Source organism: Streptomyces sp. ADI95-17, assembly GCF_003846175.1.
In the GTDB taxonomy this organism is placed as follows: domain Bacteria; phylum Actinomycetota; class Actinomycetes; order Streptomycetales; family Streptomycetaceae; genus Streptomyces; species Streptomyces sanglieri.
The window spans coordinates 250,672-271,429 of the sequence record NZ_ML123045.1 but is presented as its reverse complement, the minus strand read 5'-3'; the positions used below and the strand labels follow the sequence as shown (position 1 = coordinate 271,429).

General features: G+C 72.5%; 15 protein-coding genes. 12 read left to right on the top strand and 3 right to left on the bottom strand.

From position 1 onward, the window contains the following. Nucleotides 1-133: 133 nt before the first annotated feature. Both malQ and EES42_RS09295 read right to left on the bottom strand, forming a co-directional pair. Nucleotides 134-2,344 carry a 4-alpha-glucanotransferase gene (malQ, locus tag EES42_RS09300; protein WP_124717670.1) on the bottom strand — a complete coding sequence of 737 codons (2,211 nt, stop codon included), beginning with the start codon at nucleotides 2,342-2,344 and terminating at the stop codon, nucleotides 134-136. After that, nucleotides 2,345-2,644: a hypothetical protein gene (locus EES42_RS09295; RefSeq protein ID WP_124717669.1), complete on the bottom strand. Its 300-nt coding sequence runs from the start codon at nucleotides 2,642-2,644 to the stop codon at nucleotides 2,345-2,347. A 331-nt stretch (nucleotides 2,645-2,975) separates the two neighbouring features. On the opposite strand from EES42_RS09295, the gene EES42_RS09290 reads away from it, so the two are divergent. After that, nucleotides 2,976-5,990, top strand: coding sequence for a beta-N-acetylglucosaminidase domain-containing protein (locus EES42_RS09290; protein ID WP_124717668.1), 3,015 nt, complete (start codon nucleotides 2,976-2,978; stop codon nucleotides 5,988-5,990). A 45-nt stretch (nucleotides 5,991-6,035) separates the two neighbouring features. Here the strand turns inward: EES42_RS09290 and EES42_RS09285 are convergent, their stop codons facing one another. Beyond that, on the bottom strand, nucleotides 6,036-6,572 hold the full coding sequence (locus EES42_RS09285) for an HNH endonuclease (protein WP_018552807.1): 537 nt from the start codon (nucleotides 6,570-6,572) through the stop codon (nucleotides 6,036-6,038). 366 nt (nucleotides 6,573-6,938) lie between these two features. On the opposite strand from EES42_RS09285, the gene EES42_RS09280 reads away from it, so the two are divergent. The 11 genes from EES42_RS09280 to EES42_RS09230 all read left to right on the top strand — a co-directional run. Beyond that, nucleotides 6,939-8,003: a mechanosensitive ion channel family protein gene (locus EES42_RS09280; RefSeq protein ID WP_164495208.1), complete on the top strand. Its 1,065-nt coding sequence runs from the start codon at nucleotides 6,939-6,941 to the stop codon at nucleotides 8,001-8,003. A gap of 219 nt (nucleotides 8,004-8,222) precedes the next feature. Further along, on the top strand, nucleotides 8,223-9,446 hold the full coding sequence (locus tag EES42_RS09275; protein ID WP_124717667.1) for an ROK family transcriptional regulator: 1,224 nt from the start codon (nucleotides 8,223-8,225) through the stop codon (nucleotides 9,444-9,446). A gap of 62 nt (nucleotides 9,447-9,508) precedes the next feature. Then, a complete protein-coding gene (locus EES42_RS09270) occupies nucleotides 9,509-10,843 on the top strand; it encodes an ABC transporter substrate-binding protein (protein WP_124717666.1) in 1,335 nt (444 codons plus the stop codon). Between the two features lie 7 nt (nucleotides 10,844-10,850). Further along, nucleotides 10,851-11,792 (top strand): carbohydrate ABC transporter permease, encoded by a 942-nt coding sequence (locus tag EES42_RS09265; RefSeq protein ID WP_124717665.1) that lies wholly within the window; start codon nucleotides 10,851-10,853, stop codon nucleotides 11,790-11,792. A 1-nt stretch (nucleotide 11,793) separates the two neighbouring features. Further along, the gene (locus EES42_RS09260; protein WP_124717664.1) at nucleotides 11,794-12,696 is read left to right on the top strand and encodes a carbohydrate ABC transporter permease; all 903 of its coding nucleotides are present in this window, start codon (nucleotides 11,794-11,796) and stop codon (nucleotides 12,694-12,696) included. Between the two features lie 3 nt (nucleotides 12,697-12,699). Further along, complete coding sequence (locus EES42_RS09255; RefSeq protein ID WP_124717663.1) at nucleotides 12,700-13,965, top strand: 6-phospho-beta-glucosidase; 1,266 nt, start codon at nucleotides 12,700-12,702, stop codon at nucleotides 13,963-13,965. Further along, a complete protein-coding gene (locus EES42_RS09250; protein ID WP_124717662.1) occupies nucleotides 13,956-14,930 on the top strand; it encodes an N-acetylglucosamine kinase in 975 nt (324 codons plus the stop codon). Before EES42_RS09255 ends, EES42_RS09250 begins: the two co-directional genes overlap by 10 nt. Before the next feature lie 428 nt (nucleotides 14,931-15,358). Then, nucleotides 15,359-16,657, top strand: coding sequence for a hypothetical protein (locus EES42_RS09245; RefSeq protein ID WP_124717661.1), 1,299 nt, complete (start codon nucleotides 15,359-15,361; stop codon nucleotides 16,655-16,657). Between the two features lie 11 nt (nucleotides 16,658-16,668). Continuing rightward, nucleotides 16,669-17,712, top strand: a complete 1,044-nt coding sequence (locus EES42_RS09240; protein ID WP_124717660.1) for a glutamate ABC transporter substrate-binding protein — start codon at nucleotides 16,669-16,671, stop codon at nucleotides 17,710-17,712. Between the two features lie 105 nt (nucleotides 17,713-17,817). Continuing rightward, nucleotides 17,818-19,140 (top strand): hypothetical protein, encoded by a 1,323-nt coding sequence (locus EES42_RS09235; RefSeq protein WP_124717659.1) that lies wholly within the window; start codon nucleotides 17,818-17,820, stop codon nucleotides 19,138-19,140. A gap of 61 nt (nucleotides 19,141-19,201) precedes the next feature. Beyond that, a partial coding sequence (locus tag EES42_RS09230; RefSeq protein ID WP_164495207.1) for a serine/threonine protein kinase occupies nucleotides 19,202-20,758 on the top strand: 1,557 nt, incomplete at its 3' end.

Below are 20,758 nucleotides of genomic sequence, written 5' to 3'. Positions count from 1 at the left end.
GCGCGCCCGGGGGTGCCGTACGGGGTTCGGGGCGGGATCCGGGGCGGGATCCCGGGCCGAGTCCGGGGTGACGGAACGGGCCCGGTTCCGGGACGGATCGCGGGCCCGGCCGCGACCTCGATCGCGGGCCGGGTCACCGGGCGGACTCCGGGTGGTCGCCGCGTCGCTCGAAGACCTCCATCAGCCGGTGCAGGCGGGGCGCGGCGGCCAGTTCCTCCAGGGTGACCGGGTGGCCCTCCGCATCGGCGACGGGCAGACGCCAGTTGGGGTACTGGTCCCAGGTGCCGGGGAGGTTCTGCGGGCGGCGGTCGCCCAGCGCGTCGGGCAGCCAGACGCCGGTCATGCGGGCGGGGGTGCGCAGCAGGAAGCGGTGCACGGCGCGTACGGCGCCCTCCTCGTCGCCCTCGCCCTCGGGGAGCAGGCCGAGACGGGAGAGGTACCCCAGCCATTCGGTGGTGTCCGCCGCGTCCGCCGTCAGCTCCTGGTCGAGGGGGCGGGTGAGCAGGCCCAGGCGGTGGCGCAGCGTCACATGGTCGCCGCTCAGCCGGGCCGCGGTGGACGGCAGGTCGTGAGTGGTGACCGTCGCCAGGCAGTCCTCGCGCCACTGCTCGGGGGCCAGTGGGCGGCCGGTGCCCGCCCAGTCCCGCTCGAACCAGAGGACGGAGGTGCCGAGCACCCCGCGCCGGGCCAGCTCCTCGCGCACCCCGGGCTCGACGGTGCCGAGGTCCTCCCCCATGACGACCGCGCCGGCCCGGTGTGCCTCCAGGACGAGGACGGCGAGCATCGCCTCGGCGTCGTGGCCGACGTAGGTGCCCTCGGTGGGCGGGCGCCCCTCGGGCACCCACCAGAGCCGGAACAGGCCCATGACGTGGTCGATGCGCAGGGCGCCCGCGTGGGCGAGGAGCCCGCGCAGCAGTCCGCGGTACGGGGCGTAGCCCGACGCGGCCAGGACGTCCGGGCGCCAGGGCGGCAGGCCCCAGTCCTGGCCCCGGGCGTTGAAGGCGTCCGGGGGCGCGCCGACGGACATGCCGTGCGCGAAGGCGTCCTGCTGGGCCCAGGCGTCGGCACCGCCGGGGTGCACGCCGACGGCGAGGTCGTGGACGACGCCGACGGACATGCCCGCGTCGAGCGCTGCGCGCTGGGCGTCGGCGAGCTGACCGTCGGTCAGCCAGGCGAGCCGGCAGTGGAGGTCGACCCGGTCCAGCAGTTCGCCGCGGGCTCGGGCGGTCTCCTTGGAGCGGGGGTCGCGCAGCCCGGCGGGCCAGGTGTGCCAGTCGGGGCCGTGCACCTCGGCGAGGGCGCACCACAGGGCGTGGTCCTCCAGGGCCTGCCCCTGCTCGGCCAGGAAGTCACAGTACGCGGCGCGGCGGCCCGGGGTGAGGGGCACCTCCCGTACGAGTTCGAGAGCCTGGCGCTTGAGCTCCCAGACGGCGTCACGGTCGATCAGGGCGCCCTTGTTCAGGACGGTGTCGCTGAGCGTCGCGGCGTCCTGCCGCAGGTCGTCGAGGGTGCCCCGGTCCGTCACGTGCCCGTACTCGGGGATGGACTCGATGTGCAGATGCACGGGGTCGGGGAAGCGCCGCGAGGAGGGGCGGTAGGGGGACGGGTCGGAGGGGCGGCCGGGTACCGCGGCGTGCAGCGGGTTGACCTGGACGAAGCCGGCGCCCAGCATCCGGCCGGACCAGGCGGCGAGGTCGGCGAGGTCCCCGAGGTCGCCCATGCCCCAGGATCGGGCGGAGAGCAGGGAGTAGAGCTGGACGAGGAAGCCGTGGCTGCGGGCGGGCGGCCGGGGCGCCCGGGGCGGGGCGACGACGAGCGTGCCGGACCCGGTACGGCCGCCGGGTGCCCGCACGGCCAGCCGGTGCACCCCGAGCGGCGGCTCGGTCCACCAGGCGGGGGCCGCGGGCGCTTGCGCACCGGCGTCCGGCACCCCGCCCGTGCCGCCCGCGCCCCGGCCGCCTCCGGGGTCCGTACGCCCGCCGGCGGCGCACCGGGCCGAAACGGCCGGATCCGGTCGGTCGGCCGGAACGCGCATCCGCGGGAGCGGGTCCGAGCCGGGGTCTTCGAGGTGGATCTCCAGCGTGGTGCCGGGCGGCAGGCCGGTCAGGGCCGCGGGCAGCGGCTCGCCGGTCCACACCACCAGCGTCGGCGGGAGCAGCCGGGAGCGGGCCGCGGACTCGGCGGCGGCGAGCGACTCCCGTACCGCCTCGGGTGTGGCGGCGTCCACGCCGAGCGCGGCGAGCACGGCGACGACCGTGTCGTCGGGGACGGACACCGTCGCATCGGCGGACGGGGAGTAGGAGGTGGCGACGCCGTGCAGTGCGGCGAGCCGGGACAAGCCCATTCAGACTCCTGGGGACTCCGTGCCCCACGCGCCGCCGGACGTGGCCGGCTCGCTGGTCAGCGGGGCGTTTACGGCGAGCGGGGGTTCGCTGGTCAGGGGGGTGGCGTCGGCGAGCGGCGGCTCGCTGGTGAGGGGTATCGCGTCGGCGAGCGGCGGCTCACTGGTCAGCGGGCCGGTGCGGAGCGCCGGGACCAGCAGTGCGCCGGGGCCGGGAGCCGGGGGCGCGTCGGCCGGCGGGGCGGCGGCGTCCGGCACCTGTGCGGAGAGGGCGGAGAGCAGAAGCTGTGCGGCGGCGGGCATGGCGGCCTCCTGGCCGTGGGGATACAGGACACAGCAGACCTACCCGGCGGGCTCGACCACAGACGTAGGCGTCATCACAACGAGTCCAACGTGCCCTGGGTCACATTCCGTTCCCCCCGGGCCGGTTCCCCGCAAGTTGTCCGCTCTTTTCGGCCATCCGGCGTCATCTTTGGCGTCCGCCGCCCTGCCCGGCCGCGGCCCGCCCCATCTGCGACTTCGGGCATTTCCGGCACACCACCCACGCGCATTGACACCCTCGCGCGCGGGTGGTGGGCTCGGAGCCCACCGGCCCGAACGCCGGGGGCCACCGGCGGAACGAGGGAGACGAGCGATGCGGCTCAGGCGCGGAAAGCAGGCGACGGCCATCGCGGTCGCCGTGCTCGGCGGACTGCTCTCCACAGGAACCCCGGCCGCCGTCGCGGCCCCTTCGGCACCCGGCTCCCCCGCCTTCACCACCTCCGACCGCACGGACGACGCGGGGCTGCCCGCCGTATGGCCCCGGCCGCAGTCCATCGAGGCCGCCGGACAGTCCGTACCGCTGACCGCCGAGGCCACCCTCGTCGCCGACGCGCACGCCGATCCGTACGCGGTCGACGCGCTCCGGCGCGTCCTGCGGGACGCGGGCGTGCACACCGTCCACGAGGCCCTGCCCGGCCGCGGCCCGGTCATCAGGCTCGGCGGCGGCACCGCCCGCGACGCGCTGCGCACCCTGCGTGCCCCGGAGCGCGGCGATCTGCCCGGCGGGGGCTACCGGATCGCGGTCGGCAGGGTCGCGGGCCGGGACACCGTCGCCGTGGACGGTGTGGGCGAGGACGGCCTCTTCCACGGCGTGCAGACGCTGCGGCAGCTGATCCGGGACGGAGGCGTCGCCGGGGTCACCGTCAGGGACTGGCCGGGCACCGCCGTGCGCGGGATGACCGAGGGCTTCTACGGGCAGCCGTGGACCCGTCAGGAGCGGCTGGCCCAGATCGGCTTCATGGGGCGCACCAAGCAGAACCGGTATCTGTACGCGGCGGGCGACGACCCCTACCGGCAGGCCCGTTGGCGCGACCCCTACCCCGCCGACCGGCGCGCCGACTTCCGGGCGCTGGCCGAGCGGGCCCGCGCCGAGCATGTGACGCTCGGCTGGGCCGTCGCCCCGGGCCAGGCCATGTGCATGTCGTCGGCCGGTGACGTGAAGGCGCTGACGAAGAAGCTCGACTCGATGTGGGCGCTGGGCGTGCGGGTCTTCCAGCTCCAGTTCCAGGACGTCAGCTACAGCGAATGGCACTGCGACAGCGACGCCGAGACCTTCGGCAGCGGCCCCCGGGCGGCGGCCAGGGCGCAGGCCCGGGTGGCCGGCGAGGTGGCGCGGCACCTCGCGGACCGGTATCCGGGTTCGCAGCCGCTGTCGGTGATGCCGACGGAGTTCTACCAGGACGGGTCCACCGACTACCGCAAGGCGCTGGCCGAGGAGCTGGACGACCGGGTCCAGATCGCCTGGACCGGGGTCGGGGTCGTGCCGAGGACCATCACCGGCGGGGAACTGGCCGGTGCCCGCGCCGCGTTCGGGCACCCGCTGGTCACGATGGACAACTACCCGGTCAACGACTACGCCCAGGACCGGATCTTCCTCGGCCCGTACACCGGCCGGGACCCGGCGGTGGCCATGGGTTCCGCGGCGCTGCTCGCCAACGCGATGGAACAGCCCTCCGCGTCCCGCATCCCGCTGTTCACCGCCGCCGACTTCGCCTGGAACCCGAAGGGTTACCGGCCGCAGGAGTCCTGGCGGGCGGCGATAGACGATCTGGCGGGCGGTGACGCCCGCACCAGGGAGGCGCTGCGCGCGCTGGCCGGGAACAGTGCGACGTCGGTGCTGGGCGGTGACGAGTCCGCGTATCTGCGGCCGCTGCTTGCCGCGTTCTGGAAGTCCCGCGCGGAGCACGACGTGACGGCCCGGGACGACGCGGCGCGTGCGCTGCGGGAGGCGTTCACCGTGATGCGGGAGGCCCCGCAGCGGCTGAAGGGCCTGGCGGACGGGCGTCTGGACGGCGAAGTGCGTCCGTGGACCGAGCAGTTGTCCCGGTACGGCCGGGCGGGCGAGCAGGCCGTGGATCTGCTCCAGGCCCAGTCGCGCGGCGACGGCGACGCCGCCTGGCAGGCGTCGCTGGCCCTGGAGCCGCTGCGCAAGGCGGCGAAGGCGGACGGCGCGACGGTCGGCAAGGGGGTCCTGGGCCCGTTCCTGGACCGGGTGCGCCGGGAGGCGGACGCCTGGACGGGCGCGGACCGCGACGCCGGTACGGTCACCAGGGCCCCGGGCAGCTACACGGTCCGGCTGAACCGGTCGCGTCCGGTGGAGGCCGTGACGGCGATGACCCTGCCCGGCGGCGGCACGGTGGCCGGCGCGACGCTGGAGGCGCATGTGCCCGGCGAGGGCTGGCGCCGCCTGGGCACGCTGTCGGAGACCGGCTGGACCCAGACGGCGGGCAAGGGGCTGCGGACCGACGCGATCCGGATCAGCTGGCCCACGGGCGGCCCGTCGATGCCTCCGGTCGTCGCGGGCCCGGTGGCGCCGATGGCCCCCGGGAGCAACGCCGCCGGGAAAACCTCGGTGCCGGCTCCCCGGGTGCACGCGCTGGTGCCCTGGTTCGGCGACGAGCCCGCGGCCCGGCTCGATCTCGCGCGCGGCGAGACGGACGCCGAGATCGGCGGCGGGCCGCAGCGGGTCGACGCGCGCCTGGCCGCCCGGCGCCCCACCGAGGTGCGTGGCGCGCTCACCGCGAAGGCGCCCAAGGGCATCAAGGTGGACATCCCGAAGCAGACGAGGGTGCCACGGGGTTCGCGTACCGAGGTCCCGGTCGAGATCACGGTCCCGGCGGGCACCCCGGCCGGGGAGTACGAGGTGCCGCTGAGCTTCGGCGACGAGCGCAGCACGCTCACCGTCCGGGCGTTCCCGCGCACCGCGGGCCCCGATCTGCTGCGTACCGCCACCGCGTCCTCGTCCGGCGACGAGACCCCCGACTTCCCGGCGTCGGCCGCCGCCGACGGCGATCCGGAGACCCGCTGGTCCTCACCGGTCGAGGACAACGCCTGGTGGCAGGCGGAGCTGCCGCGGACCGCCCGGATCGGCCGGGTGGTGCTGAACTGGCAGGACGCGTACGCCGCCCGCTACCGGCTCCAGGTCTCCTCGGACGGCCGCAGCTGGCGCACGGCGGCGACTGTCCGGGACGGCAGGGGCGGGCAGGAGTCGGTCCGGATGGACGCGAAGGACGCCCGCTACCTCAGGGTCCAGGGCGGTGCCCGGGGCAGCGAGTTCGGCTACTCGCTCTGGTCGGTGGAGGCCTACGCCGTCGCCGGGACGGAGTAGCGGTCCGGCCCCGTTCCGCCCGGGGACGACGAAGGCCCGGATCTCTCAGGCTGAAATGCCGTCGATCCGGGCCATGGCGTCGTCCGCGCCGAACGGTTGCAAGTACGGCAACCAGCGCGGGTCGCGGTGTCCCGTGCCGATGATCCGCCAGGCCAGGCCCGTGGGCGGGGCGGGTTGCTGGTGCAGCCGCCAGCCGAGCTCCGGCAGGTGCCGGTCCGCCTTGACGTGGTTGCAGCGGCGGCAGGCGGCCACCACGTTGTCCCAGGCGTGCTGTCCGCCGCGACTGCGCGGAATCACGTGGTCGACGCTGGTCGCGGCGGCGCCGCAGTACATGCAGCGCCCCCCGTCCCGGGCGAACAGCGCCCTGCGGGTCAACGGCACGGGCCCCCGGTAGGGGACGCGTACGAACCGCTTCAGGCGGACGACGCTGGGGGCCGGGACGGCCCGGGTGGCACTGTGCATGAAGGCGCCGGACTCCTCTAGGCAGATGGCCTTGTTTTCGAGGACGAGGACGAGCGCGCGGCGGAGCGGTACGACGCCGAGCGGCTCGTACGACGCGTTGAGAACCAGGACATGCGGCACGGTGGATGCCTCCTTGTACGCCGGCGGCGCGTGGCTCGCGCCGGGACGATCCGATCTCAGTCTCTACTCCTGCCTGGTCGAAGCGCCACCACGTGCGGGTAACGGGCCGGGAGGATTTTTCTCCGGGCCGCCCGCCGCCCGTGCCGCGGCGGCGTGCCGGAAGCGGGCGCTCCGGCGGCGCTGTCCGGGCGGCCGCACCCGATGTGCGATCGGCCACAGACCGCCGCGCCGGCCGCTCGCCGTATCCGCCACCCGACCTGGGTATCCCCTCGTGAGAGGTGTCTCTCCCCTCGGTCACGGCAACGGAGTACGCACGATGCCCCGTTAGTGTGGTCGGGCCGTCGTCGCCCACCTGGAGGTCCCACCGTGTCCCTGTCCGCCCTGTTGGCCGCAGCCCCGTCACCCGAGCCCGGCAGCTCGTTGGACGAAGCCGCCAAGCAGGCCGGCGACGCCGCGGGCTGGGTTGAGGAGAACTGGTCCACCTGGCTGAACACCAGTCTGCGCATCATCCTCATCGCGGCGATCGCGATCGTGTTGCGGACAGCGATCCGGCGTGCTCTGACCAAGCTCATAGAACGGATGAACCGCAGCGCCCAGGCGGTGGAGGGCACCGCACTCGGCGGGCTGCTGGTCAACGCGGAGCGTCGCCGCCAGCGCTCGGAGGCGATCGGTTCGGTACTCCGCTCGGTCGCGTCGTTCCTGATCCTCGGCACCGCCGCCCTGATGATCCTGGGCGCCTTCCAGATCAACCTGGCCCCGCTGCTGGCCTCCGCCGGTGTGGCCGGTGTGGCGCTCGGTTTCGGTGCGCGCAACCTGGTCACCGACTTCCTCTCCGGTGTCTTCATGATCCTGGAGGACCAGTACGGCGTGGGCGACACCATCGACGCGGGCGTCGCCTCCGGCGAGGTCATCGAGGTCGGCCTGCGGGTCACGAAGCTGCGCGGCGACAACGGTGAGATCTGGTACGTCCGCAACGGCGAGGTGAAGCGGATCGGCAACCTCAGCCAGGGCTGGTCCACGGCCGGCGTCGATGTGACGGTGCGCCCCACCGAGAACCTCGACAAGGTCCGTACGGTGATCACCGAGGCCGCCGCGGCCATGGCCAAGGAAGACCCCTGGAACGAGCGCCTGTGGGGCCCGGTGGAGATCCTGGGCCTGGACTCCGTGCTCCTGGACTCGATGACGGTGCGGCTGAGCGCCAAGACGATGCCGGGCAAGGCGCTGGGCGTGGAGCGCGAGCTGCGCTGGCGGATCAAGCGGGCCTTCGACGAGGCGGGCATCCGCATCGTCGGCGGTGTCCCGGCCCAGGCGGACGAGCCCGCCAAGGCCGACCCGTCGGCCTCCGTGGCCGCCCCCTCGGCCTATGCCTCGACCACCTCGCCGCAGTCGCTGGCCACGGCCCCGATCAATCCGCCGAACATCTCGAAGTAGGCCGCGGCCGTCCCGGCGGCCGGCGGCCGACGTGTCCCCAACTCGGTTCACCGGCGGCCCGATCGGGCATGCGCCACCATGGACCCGGAGATTCCGGAAGTGACCGAGGTAACGCTTTGGTTGCCACCGGGGCGCTGCCCATTGACGCCCCGGTGACGTGCGCATACCGTCCTCTCATCGAATAGGAAACTTTCCTAACAGAGGGCGGGTGCAGCACTCATGGCCGGAACCACACCGGGTACCCCCCGCGTTCTGCGGGCCATGAACGACCGGGCCGCCCTCGACCTGCTGCTGGAACACGGCCCCCTGTCCCGGACCAGGATCGGAAAGCTGACCGGGCTCTCCAAGCCGACCGCCTCGCAGCTGCTGGCCCGTCTGGAGGCGGCCGGGCTGGTCGTCGCGACCGGGACCGTCGCGGGGCGCCCGGGGCCCAACGCGCAGTTGTACGGGGTGAACGCGCGGGCCGCCCATGTCGCGGGGCTGGACGTGAACGCCCGCCGGATCGTCGCCGCCGTCGCCGATGTGACCGGCGAGACGGTCGGGAACTTCGAGCTGCGCACCCCGGGGCGGCGGGCCGAAAGCGTGGTGCGGCAGGTGGCTCAGGCACTGGACGGGGCGGTGAAGGACGCCGGGCTCACCCGCGGCGATGTGCACCGGGTCGTCATCGGCACCCCGGGCGCCTTCGACCCCGGGACCGGGCGGCTGCGGTACGCCTCGCACCTGCCGGGCTGGCACTCCCCGACACTGCTGGAGGAGCTGGCCGCCTTCCTGCCGATGCCGGTGGAGTACGAGAACGACGTGAACCTGGTCGCGGTGGCCGAGCAGCGGCTGGGCGCGGCGCGGGGGCACGACGACTTCGTCCTGCTGTGGAACGAGGAGGGACTCGGTGCCGCCCTCGTCATAAACGGCCGGCTGCACCGCGGCTTCACCGGGGGCGCCGGCGAGGTCGGTTTCCTGCCGGTGCCGGGCGCCCCGCTGGTCCGTCAGGTCACCAAGGTGAACGCGGGCGGCTTCCAGGAGCTGGCCGGCGCCCAGGTGCTGTCCCGGCTGGGCCGGGAGCTCGGCATCGACGACGAGCTGATCCGCGCCTCCGGCACCCATCACGAGGTCGCGGCCCGGCTGCTCGCCCGCGCCGCCGAGGCCGCGGAGGCCGGCGAGGAAGGCCCGTACCCCCGGCTGCTCGACCGGTTCGCCACCGGCCTCGCGACCGGTCTCGCCTCCATGATCGCCGTGCTCGACCCGGAGATCGTCGTGCTGTCCGGCGACGTCATCGCGGCCGGCGGGGAGCCGCTGCGCTGCCGGGTGGAGGCCGAGCTCACCCAGCTGGCGGCCTCCCGTCCCCGGCTGATCGCCGGAGAAGTGATGCGCCGCCCCGTACTGCGCGGCGCGCTGGAGAGCGCCCTCGCCACCACCCGTGACGAAGTCTTCGACACGTCCCGCTGACCCCTTCTCGGCCCGCCCGTTTCCTCCGTACCCCTGCCCCATTCCTTCACCGGGAGACCGCCATGTCCGGAAACCGCCGGAAGACGGCCGCCGCGCTCGCCGCGACCGCCGCCATATCTCTGCTCGCCTCGGCCTGTACGGGGCAGAGCAACGGTGCCAGTGATGACCCGTCCAAGGAGACGACCATCAACTTCTGGCACGGCTGGAACTCCCCGAACGAGGTCCAGGGAATTCAGGCGACGGTCGACGCCTTCGAGAAGGCGCACCCCAACATCCATGTGAAGGTCATCGGCGACATGACCGACGACAAGGTCAACCAGGCACTGCGGGCGGGCGGTTCGAACGCCCCGGACGTCGTCTCGTCGTTCACCACGAACAATGTCGGCAAGTTCTGTTCGTCGAAGGCGTTCCTCGACCTCGACCCCTTCCTGAAGAAGGACGGGATCGACCCGGACAAGACCTTCCCGAAGGCGATGAACGAGTACACCCAGTTCGACGGGGTGCGCTGCACCCTGCCGCTGCTCGGTGACGCGTACGGCCTCTACTACAACAAGGACGCGTTCGAGAAGGCCGGCATCAAGAGGCCCCCGCAGACCTGGTCGGAGCTGGCCGCGACCGCCAAGCGGCTGACGAAGACCAAGGGCGACTCGTACGAGCAGCTCGGCTTCATGCCGAACTACCACGGCTACGAGACGACGACCGAGCACTACCTCGGTGGCTGGGACCCGAAGTACTTCGACGCGGACGGCAAGTCGAACATCGCCGAGGACCCGTCGTTCGCCGCCATGCTCAAGACCCAGAAGAAGCTGGTCGACGACCTGGGCGGCTACGAGAAGCTGGAGAAGTACCGCACGTCGTTCGGTGACGAGTGGGGCGCCAAGCACCCGTTCCACACCGGCCAGGTGGCCATGCAGCTGGACGGCGAGTGGCGGCTCGGGATGGCCGAGGAGACCAAGCCGAAGTTCGAGATCGGCGTCGCCCCCATGCCCGTCGCCGACGACGAGGCCGACACCTACGGCAAGGGCTATCTGACCGGCACCATCGCCGGTATCGCCGCCACCTCGAAGAAGCAGAACGCGGCCTGGGAGCTGGTGAAGTTCATGACGACCGACACCGACGCCGTGGTGAATTTCGCCAACGCCATCCACAACGTGCCCTCCACCCTGGCGGCGCTGAAGTCGCCGAAACTGAAGTACGACCCGCGGTTCAAGACCTTCCTGGACATCGCCGCGGACCCGAAGAGCACCACCACCCCGCCCTCGGTGAACGGCGGCGCGTACCTGGTGTCCCTGCAGAACCTCGGATTCGACATCGAGAAGGGCAAGCAGAAGGACATCGAGGCGGGTCTGGAGAAGACCGCCAAGGAGATCGACGCAGCCATCGCCCAGGCGAAGTAGCGCCGCGATGACCACATACACACTCCGTGCGAAGCGCCGCCGGTCGGCGCTTCGGACAGCGGCCTTCATGTCGCCGTGGCTGATCGGGTTCTGCGTCTTCTTCGCCTACCCGCTGATCTCCACCGTCTACTTCTCCTTCACCTCGTACGACGGTTTCACGGCCCCCGAGTTCAGCGGGCTGAAGAACTGGTCGTTCGTCTTCAACGACTACCCGCTGTTCTGGCCGGCGCTGCGCAACACGCTCTGGCTGGTCGTGGTCATGGTCACCTGCCGGGTGGTGTTCGGCCTCGGTGTCGGGCTGCTGATCACGAAGATCAAGACGGGTGCCGGGGTCTTCCGGACCCTGTTCTACCTGCCCTACCTGGCCCCGCCGGTCGCGGCGACCCTCGGCTTCGTCTTCCTGCTCAACCCGGGTACCGGGCCGGTCAATTCGATCCTCGGCGAGATCGGGCTGCCCACGCCCGGCTGGTTCACCGACGCCGCCTGGTCCAAGCCGGCCCTGACCGCGCTGGCGGTCTGGGGGGTGGGCGACCTGATGGTGATCTTCATGGCCGCGCTGCTCGACGTACCGAAGGAACAGTACGAGGCGGCGGAGCTGGACGGGGCGACCGCGTTCCAGCGGTTCCGCTTCGTCACCCTGCCGAACATCTCGCCGATCATCCTGTTCGCGGTAGTCACCGGGATCATCCAGACGATGCAGTACTACACCCAGCCGTTCGTGGCCGGGAAGGTCGCCTCGGGCGTGATGGGCGGCTCCGGGCAGCAGTTCGAACCGGGCTATCCCGACAAGTCGACACTGACGCTGCCGCAGGTCGTCTACAACCTCGGTTTCCAGCGCTTCGACTACGGCTCCGCCTGCGTGGTCGCGCTCGTTCTCTTCGTACTCGCCATGGCGTTCACCGCACTGCTGATGCGGCGCCGCAGCGGACTGATCCAGGCAGGTGAGTGACGTGGCGCAGACTCTCGACGCCGTGAAGACGGCCGGCCCCGCGACCGGCCCGGCCACCCCGGCCGAACGCGTCGCGCGGCGCAAGTCGCTGCTGAACTGGATCGCGGTGCACGCGCTCGGCGTCGCCGCCGCGCTCTTCTTCGTGCTGCCGTTCGTCTTCCTCCTGCTCACCTCGCTGATGAGCGACCAGCAGGCGCTGACCCGCGAGCTGTGGCCGCACCCCTTCGAGTGGAGCAACTACCAGCGGGTCTTCGAGACCGACGGCTTCCTGACCTGGTGGCGCAACACCCTGCTGTACGCGGGGCTCGGCACCGTCCTCACGGTCGTCTCGTCGCTGCCCGTGGCCTACGCGCTCGCCAAGTTCCGCTTCCGCGGCCGGCATCTGTCGCTGATGCTGGTCATCTCGATGATGATGCTGCCGCCGCAGGTCGTCGTCATCCCGATGTATCTGTTCTGGGCCAAGCAGCTGGACATGTCCGGCACGCTCTGGCCGCTGATCATCCCGATGGCGTTCGGCGACGCGTTCTCCATCTTCCTGCTGCGGCAGTTCCTGCTGACCATCCCGAACGAGTACCTCGACGCGGCGAAGGTCGACGGCTGCGGCGAGTTCCGCACCCTGATGCGCGTCGTGGTGCCGATGGCCAAGCCGGGCATCGCCGCCGTCGCCCTCTTCCAGTTCTTCTACGCCTGGAACGACTACTTCGGCCCGCAGATCTACGCGTCGGAGAACCCCGCTGCCTGGACGCTCAGTTACGGCCTGGACTCCTTCAAGAGCGCACACCACACCGACTGGAACCTGACCATGGCCGCGACCGTACTGGTCATGGCCCCCGTGATCCTCGTCTTCTTCTTCGCACAGAAGGCATTCGTCGAGGGCGTCACACTGACCGGAGTAAAGGGCTGACCTATGAAGCTCGCAGTAGTTGGTGGCGGGTCCACCTACACACCTGAACTGATCGACGGTTTCGCCCGGTTGCGGGACACGCTGCCCATCGAGGAGCTGGTGCTCGTCGACCCGGCGGCCGACCGCCTGGAGCTCGTCGGCGGCCTCGCCCGGCGGATCTTCGCCAAGCAGGGCCACCCGGGGAGGATCGTCACCACCTCCGACCTGGACGCGGGCGTCGCCGACGCCGACGCGGTCCTGCTCCAGCTGCGCGTCGGCGGCCAGGCAGCCCGCAACCAGGACGAGACCTGGCCGCTGGAGTGCGGCTGCGTCGGCCAGGAGACCACCGGCGCCGGCGGCCTCGCCAAGGCGCTGCGCACCGTGCCGGTCGTCCTGGACATCGCCGAGCGGGTCCGCCGGACCAACCCGGACGCCTGGATCATCGACTTCACCAACCCGGTCGGCATCGTCACCCGGGCGCTGCTCCAGGCCGGCCACAAGGCCGTCGGCCTGTGCAACGTGGCGATCGGCTTCCAGCGCAAGTTCGCGCGGCTGCTCGACGTCACCCCCGCCGAGGTGCACCTCGACCATGTCGGGCTCAACCACCTGACCTGGGAGCTCGGCGTCCGTCTCGGCGGCCCGGACGGCGAGAACGTGCTGCCGAGGCTGCTCGCCGAGCACGGCGACGCGATCGCGGACGATCTGCGCATGCCCCGGGCGATCACCGACCGGCTCGGCGTCGTCCCCTCGTACTACCTGCGTTACTTCTACGCGCACGACGAGGTCGTGCGGGAGCTCGGCACCAAGCCGTCCCGGGCGGCCGAGGTGGCCGCGATGGAGAAGGAACTGCTCGCCATGTACGGCGACCCGACGCTGGACGAGAAGCCCGCGCTGCTCGCCAAGCGCGGCGGCGCCTTCTACTCGGAGGCGGCCGTGGACCTGGCGTCCTCGCTGCTCGGCTCCGGCGGCTCCGCGGTGCAGGTGGTCAACACGTACAACAAGGGCACCCTGCCGTTCCTGCCGGACGACGCGGTGATCGAGGTGCAGGCCCGGGTCGACGGCACGGGCGCGACGCCGCTCGCCGTTCCCGCGCTGGACCCGCTGTACGCCGGTCTGATCTCCAACGTGACGGCGTACGAGGACCTCGCCCTGGAGGCCGCGCTGCGCGGTGGCCGCGATCGGGTGTTCAGGGCGCTGCTCGCGCACCCGCTGATCGGTCAGTTCGAGTACGCCGAGGCGCTGACCGACAAGCTGATCGCGCACAACCGGGAGCACCTGGCGTGGGCGTGAACGCTTCGGTCCTCGCGATCGACGCGGGGAACAGCAAGACCGACGTGGCGCTGATCGGCGGGGACGGAACGGTGCTGTCGACGGCCCGGGGCGGCGGCTTCCAGCCGCCCGCCGTGGGCATCGAGACGGCCGTCGACGCCCTCGGCGCGGCGGTCGAACAGGCGCTGGAGCGCTCCTCCGGACCGGTCGGCCCCGTCACGCACGTGTCCGCCTGTCTCGCCAACGCCGACCTTCCGGTGGAGGAGGAGCAACTGGCCGCGGCGCTGCGCGCGCGGGGCTGGGGCGCCACCGTCGAGGTGCGCAACGACACCTTCGCGATACTGCGCGCGGGGGTGGACGAGCCGCGCGGTGTGGCCGTGGTCTGCGGCGCGGGGATCAACTGTGTCGGCATGGTGCCGGACGGGCGGACCGCGCGGTTCCCCGCCATAGGCCGGATCTCCGGTGACTGGGGCGGTGGCGCGGGGCTGGCCGAGGAGGCGATGTGGTTCGCCGCGCGGGCCGAGGACGGGCGCGGTGAGCCGACCGAGCTGGTCCGCACGCTGCCGGGGCACTTCGGGCTCGGTTCGATGTACGCGCTGATCGAGGCGCTGCATCTGGGCCGGGTCGAGTTCGAGCGCCGGCACGAGCTGGCTCCGGTGCTCTTCGCGACCGCGGCGGCCGGGGACGCGGTGGCGGGCGCGCTGGTGGACCGGCTGGCCGAGGAGGTCGTCGCGATGGCGTCGGTCGCGCTGGGCCGGCTCGGCCTGCTGGACGAACCGGCGCCGGTGGTACTGGGCGGCAGCGTGCTGGCCGCCCGCCACCCGCAGTTGGACACGAGGATCGCCGAACTCCTCGCGGCGCGCGCCCCGAAGGCGGTGATCCGGGTGGTGACCCAGCCGCCGGTGCTGGGCGCCGCGCTGCTCGGTCTGGACCACACGGGTGCGGCGGCCCCGGTGCACGAGAGGCTGCGCGCGCAGTACGGCTGACGCGTCGTCCGCCGTCAAGGGGCGTCCCCCGGTGCCTGTGCGCCGAGGGACGCCCCTTGCGTACGGGAACCGATCAGTTGTCCCGGACGTGTTCATGAGTGGGGAGATCGGCCCGCATCGGGTACTGGTCCGCCGATCGTCTTGATCGGCGGCGCATGCCTTGATCGAATGCGGGGTGACCGCAGTCGGATGTGCGCGAGCGCGTCCGTGGGCCGATGCAGGATCCGGACGTTCCAGGTGTGGATGTCGGTCCCTGCGGCCATACTTCATGGCCGGGCACCAGTCCCCGATCGGCCGGGGGCCGGGCCACCGTCAGTGACCGAGGGGGAGGTCGAGTGACATACCCGCCGAATGTACGCACGGCGCCGGAACACGAGCAGGCATCGCCGCCCGCGCCCGCGACCGTACCCGCTCCGCCGCATCGCGGCGTGCTGTCCACGACGGCCGGCCGGGTGCGGGCCGCGGCCACCACCGAGCCCGGCAGGCTGCAGATCATCGGGGCCGTACTGGCCCTGCTCGTCGTGGCGTTCGGGGCCGTGACGGCGTTCGAGGTCGCCGACCGGGAGTCCGCCGCGAGTGACGTGGTGGGCCGCAGCCAGCCGCTGAGCGCCGACGCGGCGGCCGTCTACCGCTCGCTGGCGGATGCCGACACCGCCGCGGCGAGCGGCTTCCTGGCGGGTGCTCAGGAGCCGAAGGACGTCCACGACCAGTACGAGCGGGACATCAAGGAGGCGTCCCGGCTGCTGGTGAAGGCCGCCGCCAACACGGACTCGGCGACGAGGTCCGGGCAGGAGATCGCCACCCTCAACGTGGAACTCCCCCGCTACACCGGCCTGATCGAGCGCGCCCGGGCCAACAACCGGCAGGGCCTGCCGCTGGGCGGCGCCTATCTCCGGTACGCCAACCAGAAGATGAGCAACGTGCTGCTGCCCGCCGCCGAGCGGCTGTACACGGCGGAGACCGGCCGGCTGGGCGAGGACAACGAATCGGCGCGGACCTGGCCGTTCCTCTCGCTGGGGCTCGGCGTGGTGGCCCTGGCCGGGCTGTTCTGGGCGCAGCGGCGCAACTACCGCCGCACGAACCGGGTCTTCAACCACGGACTGCTCGTGGCGACCGCCGCGTCCACCGTGATCCTGCTGTGGCTGGCCGTGGGGCACACGGTGGCCCGGTCCCAGTTGCATGCCGCGGATGTGAACGGGCAGCAGTCCCTCGATGTGCTCAACCACGCGCGGATCGACTCGCTGAAGGCCCGCGCCAACGAGAACCTCACGCTCGTCGCCCGGGGCGCGGTGCTCACCCCGGACGGCAAGAACGACAAGTACGAGTCGGACTACACGACGGACATGAAGGCACTGCGCGAAGCGCTGGGGAACGCCGGAGGGCTGGCCGAGGACGACCGGGGGAAGTCCCCGGTGGAGGCCGCCGTCACCGCCGCCACCGAGTGGCAGGAACGTCACCGGGCCGCCCGCACCACCGACGACAACGGTGACTACGAGGGTGCCCTGGAGCAGATCATCGGGCCGAAGGAATCGACCGGCCGGTCCTTCCAGCAGGTGGACGACGCGCTGGCGAAGGCGCTCGCCCACGAGCAGGACCAGTTCACCCGGGCCGCCGAGGACGGGCGCGGGGCGCTGTGGGGGCTGTCGGCCGGGGCCGCCGCGCTGGCCGTGCTGGGTGCCGCCGCCGCGATCGTCGGGATCAACCGCAGGCTCTCGGAGTACCGATGAGAGGGGGAGCGATGACCGACAAGCGCAGGGGCGCCCGGTCCGCCCGGGTCAGGCTGCGCGGCTGGGGCGGGGTGACGGCCATGGCCGCGGCCTGCGCGGTGACGGCCTCGCTGACCCTGCTGCCGCTCTCCCACGGCGGCGCCGAGGCCTTCGGCGGGGCCGTCGCGGGCCAGCGGACCGCGCAGGCGGTCCAGACCAGCGCCGAGGACTGCACCGACCCGGAGGCGAGCCTCCCGCCGTCGTCCGCCGACGGTCCGAACATCGAGAAGATCAAGAAGCGCGGCAAGCTGATCGCGGGCGTCGACCAGAACAGCTTCCGCTGGGGCTACCGCAACCCGGAGAACCGCCGGATCGAGGGCTTCGACATCGATCTGGTGCGGGCCATCGCCGGGAACATCCTGAACGACCGCGACGCGGTGATCTTCCGGGCCATCCCCACCAACAAGCGGGCCGAACTCCTGGCGGACGGCAAGGTCGACGTCGTCGTCCGCACGATGACGATCAACTGCAAGCAGGCGCGCAAGGTGTCGTTCTCCACCGCCTACTTCCAGGCCGGCCAGCAGGTCCTCGCGCCGAAGGACTCGACGATCACCGGGTACGACAGGTCCCTGGCCGGCAAGCGGGTCTGCACCGCCAACGGCTCCACCGCCTACGACGCGCTGAAGAAGCAGTCGTTCGGCGCGGTCTTCGAGGACCCGCACGACGGCACCGCCGCGGACGAGAACCAGCTCACCGTCCCCAACCAGCTGGACTGCCTGGTGCGGTTGCAGATGGGCGAGGTCGACGCGGTGGTCACGGACAACGCCCTGGCGGCCGGACAGGCCGCCCAGGACCCGGCGGTCGAGCTGAAGGGCGACAAGCCGTTCACCACCGAGTACTACGGTGTGGCGGCGAAGCTCGGGGCGGACGACCTGGTGGCCAGGGTCAACCAGGTGCTGGTCGACTACCGCAGTGGTGGTGCGAGGAGCGACTGGATGCTGTCGTACCAGGAGTGGTTGGAGGCCGGGCTGCCGGGGATAAAGGGACCGCCGGCCCCCAAGTACCGGAACGACTGACCGCCGGCTCCGGCCGGGTCGGCGCGATGGCGCGGACCCGGGCGGTGAGGCAGTGGCACTGATCCTGCCGGGCACGTCCCGGCAGCAAGAGCGGAGAGGTGATCGATGGGCGCGGGCCCCTTCCCCGGCTATGCGGCCAGGCCCCCCGGCCCGGTCATGGACCGGGACGAGGCGGACCGTGCGCTGGCCCGGCTCGGCGCGGAGCACGAGGCGATCGAGACCTCGCTGCTCGCGCTGCAGGACCACGCGGGCCGCCGGCTCCTGGAGGGCGCCGAGCTGACCGGTGTCACCAGGGAGCGCTGGGCCTCCACCGAGCAGTCGATCACGCTGCTGTGGGGGTATTTCGACGCCTACGCGGGGGCGCTCGCCCAGGCCCGTTCGGTGCGGGCCCGCCGCCGCTATCCCAACCGGGACGATCTGGTGGCCCTCACCGAGCTGCTGCGCGGCCAGGGCGTCACCGTGGCGCACGCGGCGGCCCGCCCCGACCCTTCGGTCAACGGCCCGGCCAAGCTCTCCGAGCGGTTCACGCTGGAGGAGCTGGTCGCCCGGATGAACGAGCTGTACGCCCGCTCGCTGGACATGGTCGTGGCCTCCGACTCCGTGTGGTCCGCGCTGCCCGCCCGGATAGATCTGCTCGCCGCCGAGCTGCACCGCACCCGTTCGCTTGCGCACTCCGTGGGGGTGCGGCCCGGTGAGCACCCGGCGGGTGACGATCTGGAGGCGATCACGCACGAGCTGACCACGCTGCGGGTACAGGTGATCTCCGATCCCCTGGCGTTCTGGCTGCCGGGGCCCGGCAGTTCGGCGCCGGGCGGCGGTCGCCCCGACACGGCTCGCTACGACCGGGCGGCCCGCGCCCTGGACGACGTACGCCGCGAGATCGAGGCGGTGCTCGCGGTCCGGCAGGACGCCGAGCAGCGCCTGGTCCAGCTGCGCGACGTGCTCTCCCGCGCGGACCGCACCCTGACCGAGGCCCGGTCGGCGCGCGGCGAGGTGCTGGCGAAGATCGCGGCCTCCGAGGTGCCCGCGGTCAGCGGCCCCGCGACGGTTCTCCAGGAGCGGCTGGCCGCCGCCTCGGAGTACCGCAGGCACGCCCAGTGGCACCGGCTGTCCCCGCTCCTGGAGACCCTGGAGCGGGAGGCGGAGGAGGAACTGCTGCGGGCCCGTGAGTCGTTGACCGCGGTCACGGCCCCGCTGGCCGTGCGGGCGGAGCTGCGCGGCAGGCTCGACGCGTACAGGGCGAAGGTCGCCCGGCACGGGCTGGCCGAGGATCCGCTGCTGATCGAGCGGTACGACGCGGCGCGCCGGATGCTGTGGAGCGCGCCCTGCGATCTGCGGGTCGCCGGGCAGGCGGTGCTGCGCTACCAGGAGGCGGCGGCCGAGCTGCTGTCCCAGCGCCGGGCGCCGGGGCCGGAGGACCGGCGATGACCACAGACGTGTGCAAGGTGGCAGGGCCGCTGCGGCGGCGGGGCGATCAGGGGGACCGACCATGAGTACGCAGTGCCAGCGCCCCGCGTGCGAGGGCAGTTACGAGGACATGGGCGGCGGTGAGCTGTACTGCGACACCTGCGGTCTGGCTCCGGTCGTCTCGCCGAACGGGATGGTGAGCTCGCCGGCCACCGGGATCGCGGGCGGCGGTGCGAACAGCCGGGGCAGCAACAGCAGTTCGCGGTCCTCGTCCCGGGCGTCCTCGCGTTCGTCCCGCTCCTCCCGCTCGTCGACCTCGCGGCGTTCGGTGTCGGGGCGGCTCTCGCGGTCGCTGTCCGGCGCCGCCACCTCCCCCTCGGTCTCGGTCCGTTCCTCCGGTTCGTCCTCGGGCGCGTCCGCCCGGGGCAGGCTGGGCGTGGGCCTGGTCGAGGTGCCGGACGTGCCGCGTCCCGACCCGCGCTCGGCGGTGATGGAGAACCCGGAGGTGCCGGAGCGGAAGCGTTTCTGTTCGCGTTCCGACTGCGGGGCGCCGGTGGGCCGGTCGCGCGGTGACCGGGTGGGCCGCACGGAGGGGTTCTGCACCAAGTGCGGCCACCCCTACTCCTTCGTGCCCAAGCTCCACGGGGGCGACATCGTCCACGGCCAGTACGAGGTGGCCGGCTGTCTGGCGCACGGCGGGCTCGGCTGGGTCTATCTCGCGGTCGACCGTGCGGTCTCGGACCGCTGGGTGGTCCTCAAGGGTCTGCTCGACACCGGTGACCAGGACGCCATGGAGGCCGCGATCTCCGAGCGGCGCTTCCTCGCCGAGATCGAGCACTCCAACATCGTCCGGATCTACAACTTCGTCGAGCACCTCGACCAGCGCACCGGCTCGCTCGACGGCTACATCGTGATGGAGTACGTCGGCGGCAAGGCGCTCAAGGACATCGCCAACGAGCGCCGCACCGCCGCCGGGAAGCGCGATCCGCTGCCGGTCGAGCAGGCGTGCGCGTACGGCATCGAGGCGCTGGAGGCGCTCGGCCATCTGCACAGCCGCAACCTGCTCTACTGCGACTTCAAGGTCGACAACGCGATCCAGACCGAGGACCAGCTGAAGCTGATCGACATGGGCGCCGTCCGGCGGATGGACGACGACGAGTCGGCCATCTACGGCACGGTGGGGTACCAGGCGCCGGAGGTCGCGGAGATCGGCCCGTCGGTCGCCTCCGATCTGTACACGGTCGCGCGGACACTCGCGGTGCTCACCTTCGACTTCCAGGGCTACACCAACGTCTTCGTGGACTCGCTGCCCGACCCGGACAACATCGAGGTGTTCCGGACCTACGAGTCGTTCTACCGGCTGCTGGTGCGGGCCACCGACCCGGATCCGGCGCGGCGGTTCGCCTCGGCGGCGGAGATGGCTGAGCAGCTGACGGGTGTGCTGCGCGAGGTGGTGTCGCTCCAGACGGGGCGGCCGCGCCCGGCGCTCTCGACGCTGTTCGGCACGGAAGTGCGGGTCATCGACACGGAGTTGTTCCCGGAGCTGATGGGCGACGCGTCGCAGCTGGGGGGCCGGGCCGGCCGCTCCGGGCGGCGCGGCGGGGCCGGCACGGGGCCCCGGACCGCGGCGCCGCTGACG

What these genes read in the sequence shown, in the direction of transcription:
- malQ (WP_124717670.1), bottom strand. Translation starts at nt 2,344, where the DNA reads ATGGGCTTGTCCCGGCTCGCCGCACTGCACGGCGTCGCCACCTCCTAC.
- EES42_RS09295 (WP_124717669.1), bottom strand. Translation starts at nt 2,644, where the DNA reads ATGCCCGCCGCCGCACAGCTTCTGCTCTCCGCCCTCTCCGCACAGGTG.
- EES42_RS09290 (WP_124717668.1), top strand. Translation starts at nt 2,976, where the DNA reads ATGCGGCTCAGGCGCGGAAAGCAGGCGACGGCCATCGCGGTCGCCGTG.
- EES42_RS09275 (WP_124717667.1), top strand. Translation starts at nt 8,223, where the DNA reads ATGGCCGGAACCACACCGGGTACCCCCCGCGTTCTGCGGGCCATGAAC.
- EES42_RS09270 (WP_124717666.1), top strand. Translation starts at nt 9,509, where the DNA reads ATGTCCGGAAACCGCCGGAAGACGGCCGCCGCGCTCGCCGCGACCGCC.
- EES42_RS09265 (WP_124717665.1), top strand. Translation starts at nt 10,851, where the DNA reads ATGACCACATACACACTCCGTGCGAAGCGCCGCCGGTCGGCGCTTCGG.
- EES42_RS09255 (WP_124717663.1), top strand. Translation starts at nt 12,700, where the DNA reads ATGAAGCTCGCAGTAGTTGGTGGCGGGTCCACCTACACACCTGAACTG.
- EES42_RS09240 (WP_124717660.1), top strand. Translation starts at nt 16,669, where the DNA reads ATGACCGACAAGCGCAGGGGCGCCCGGTCCGCCCGGGTCAGGCTGCGC.
- EES42_RS09235 (WP_124717659.1), top strand. Translation starts at nt 17,818, where the DNA reads ATGGGCGCGGGCCCCTTCCCCGGCTATGCGGCCAGGCCCCCCGGCCCG.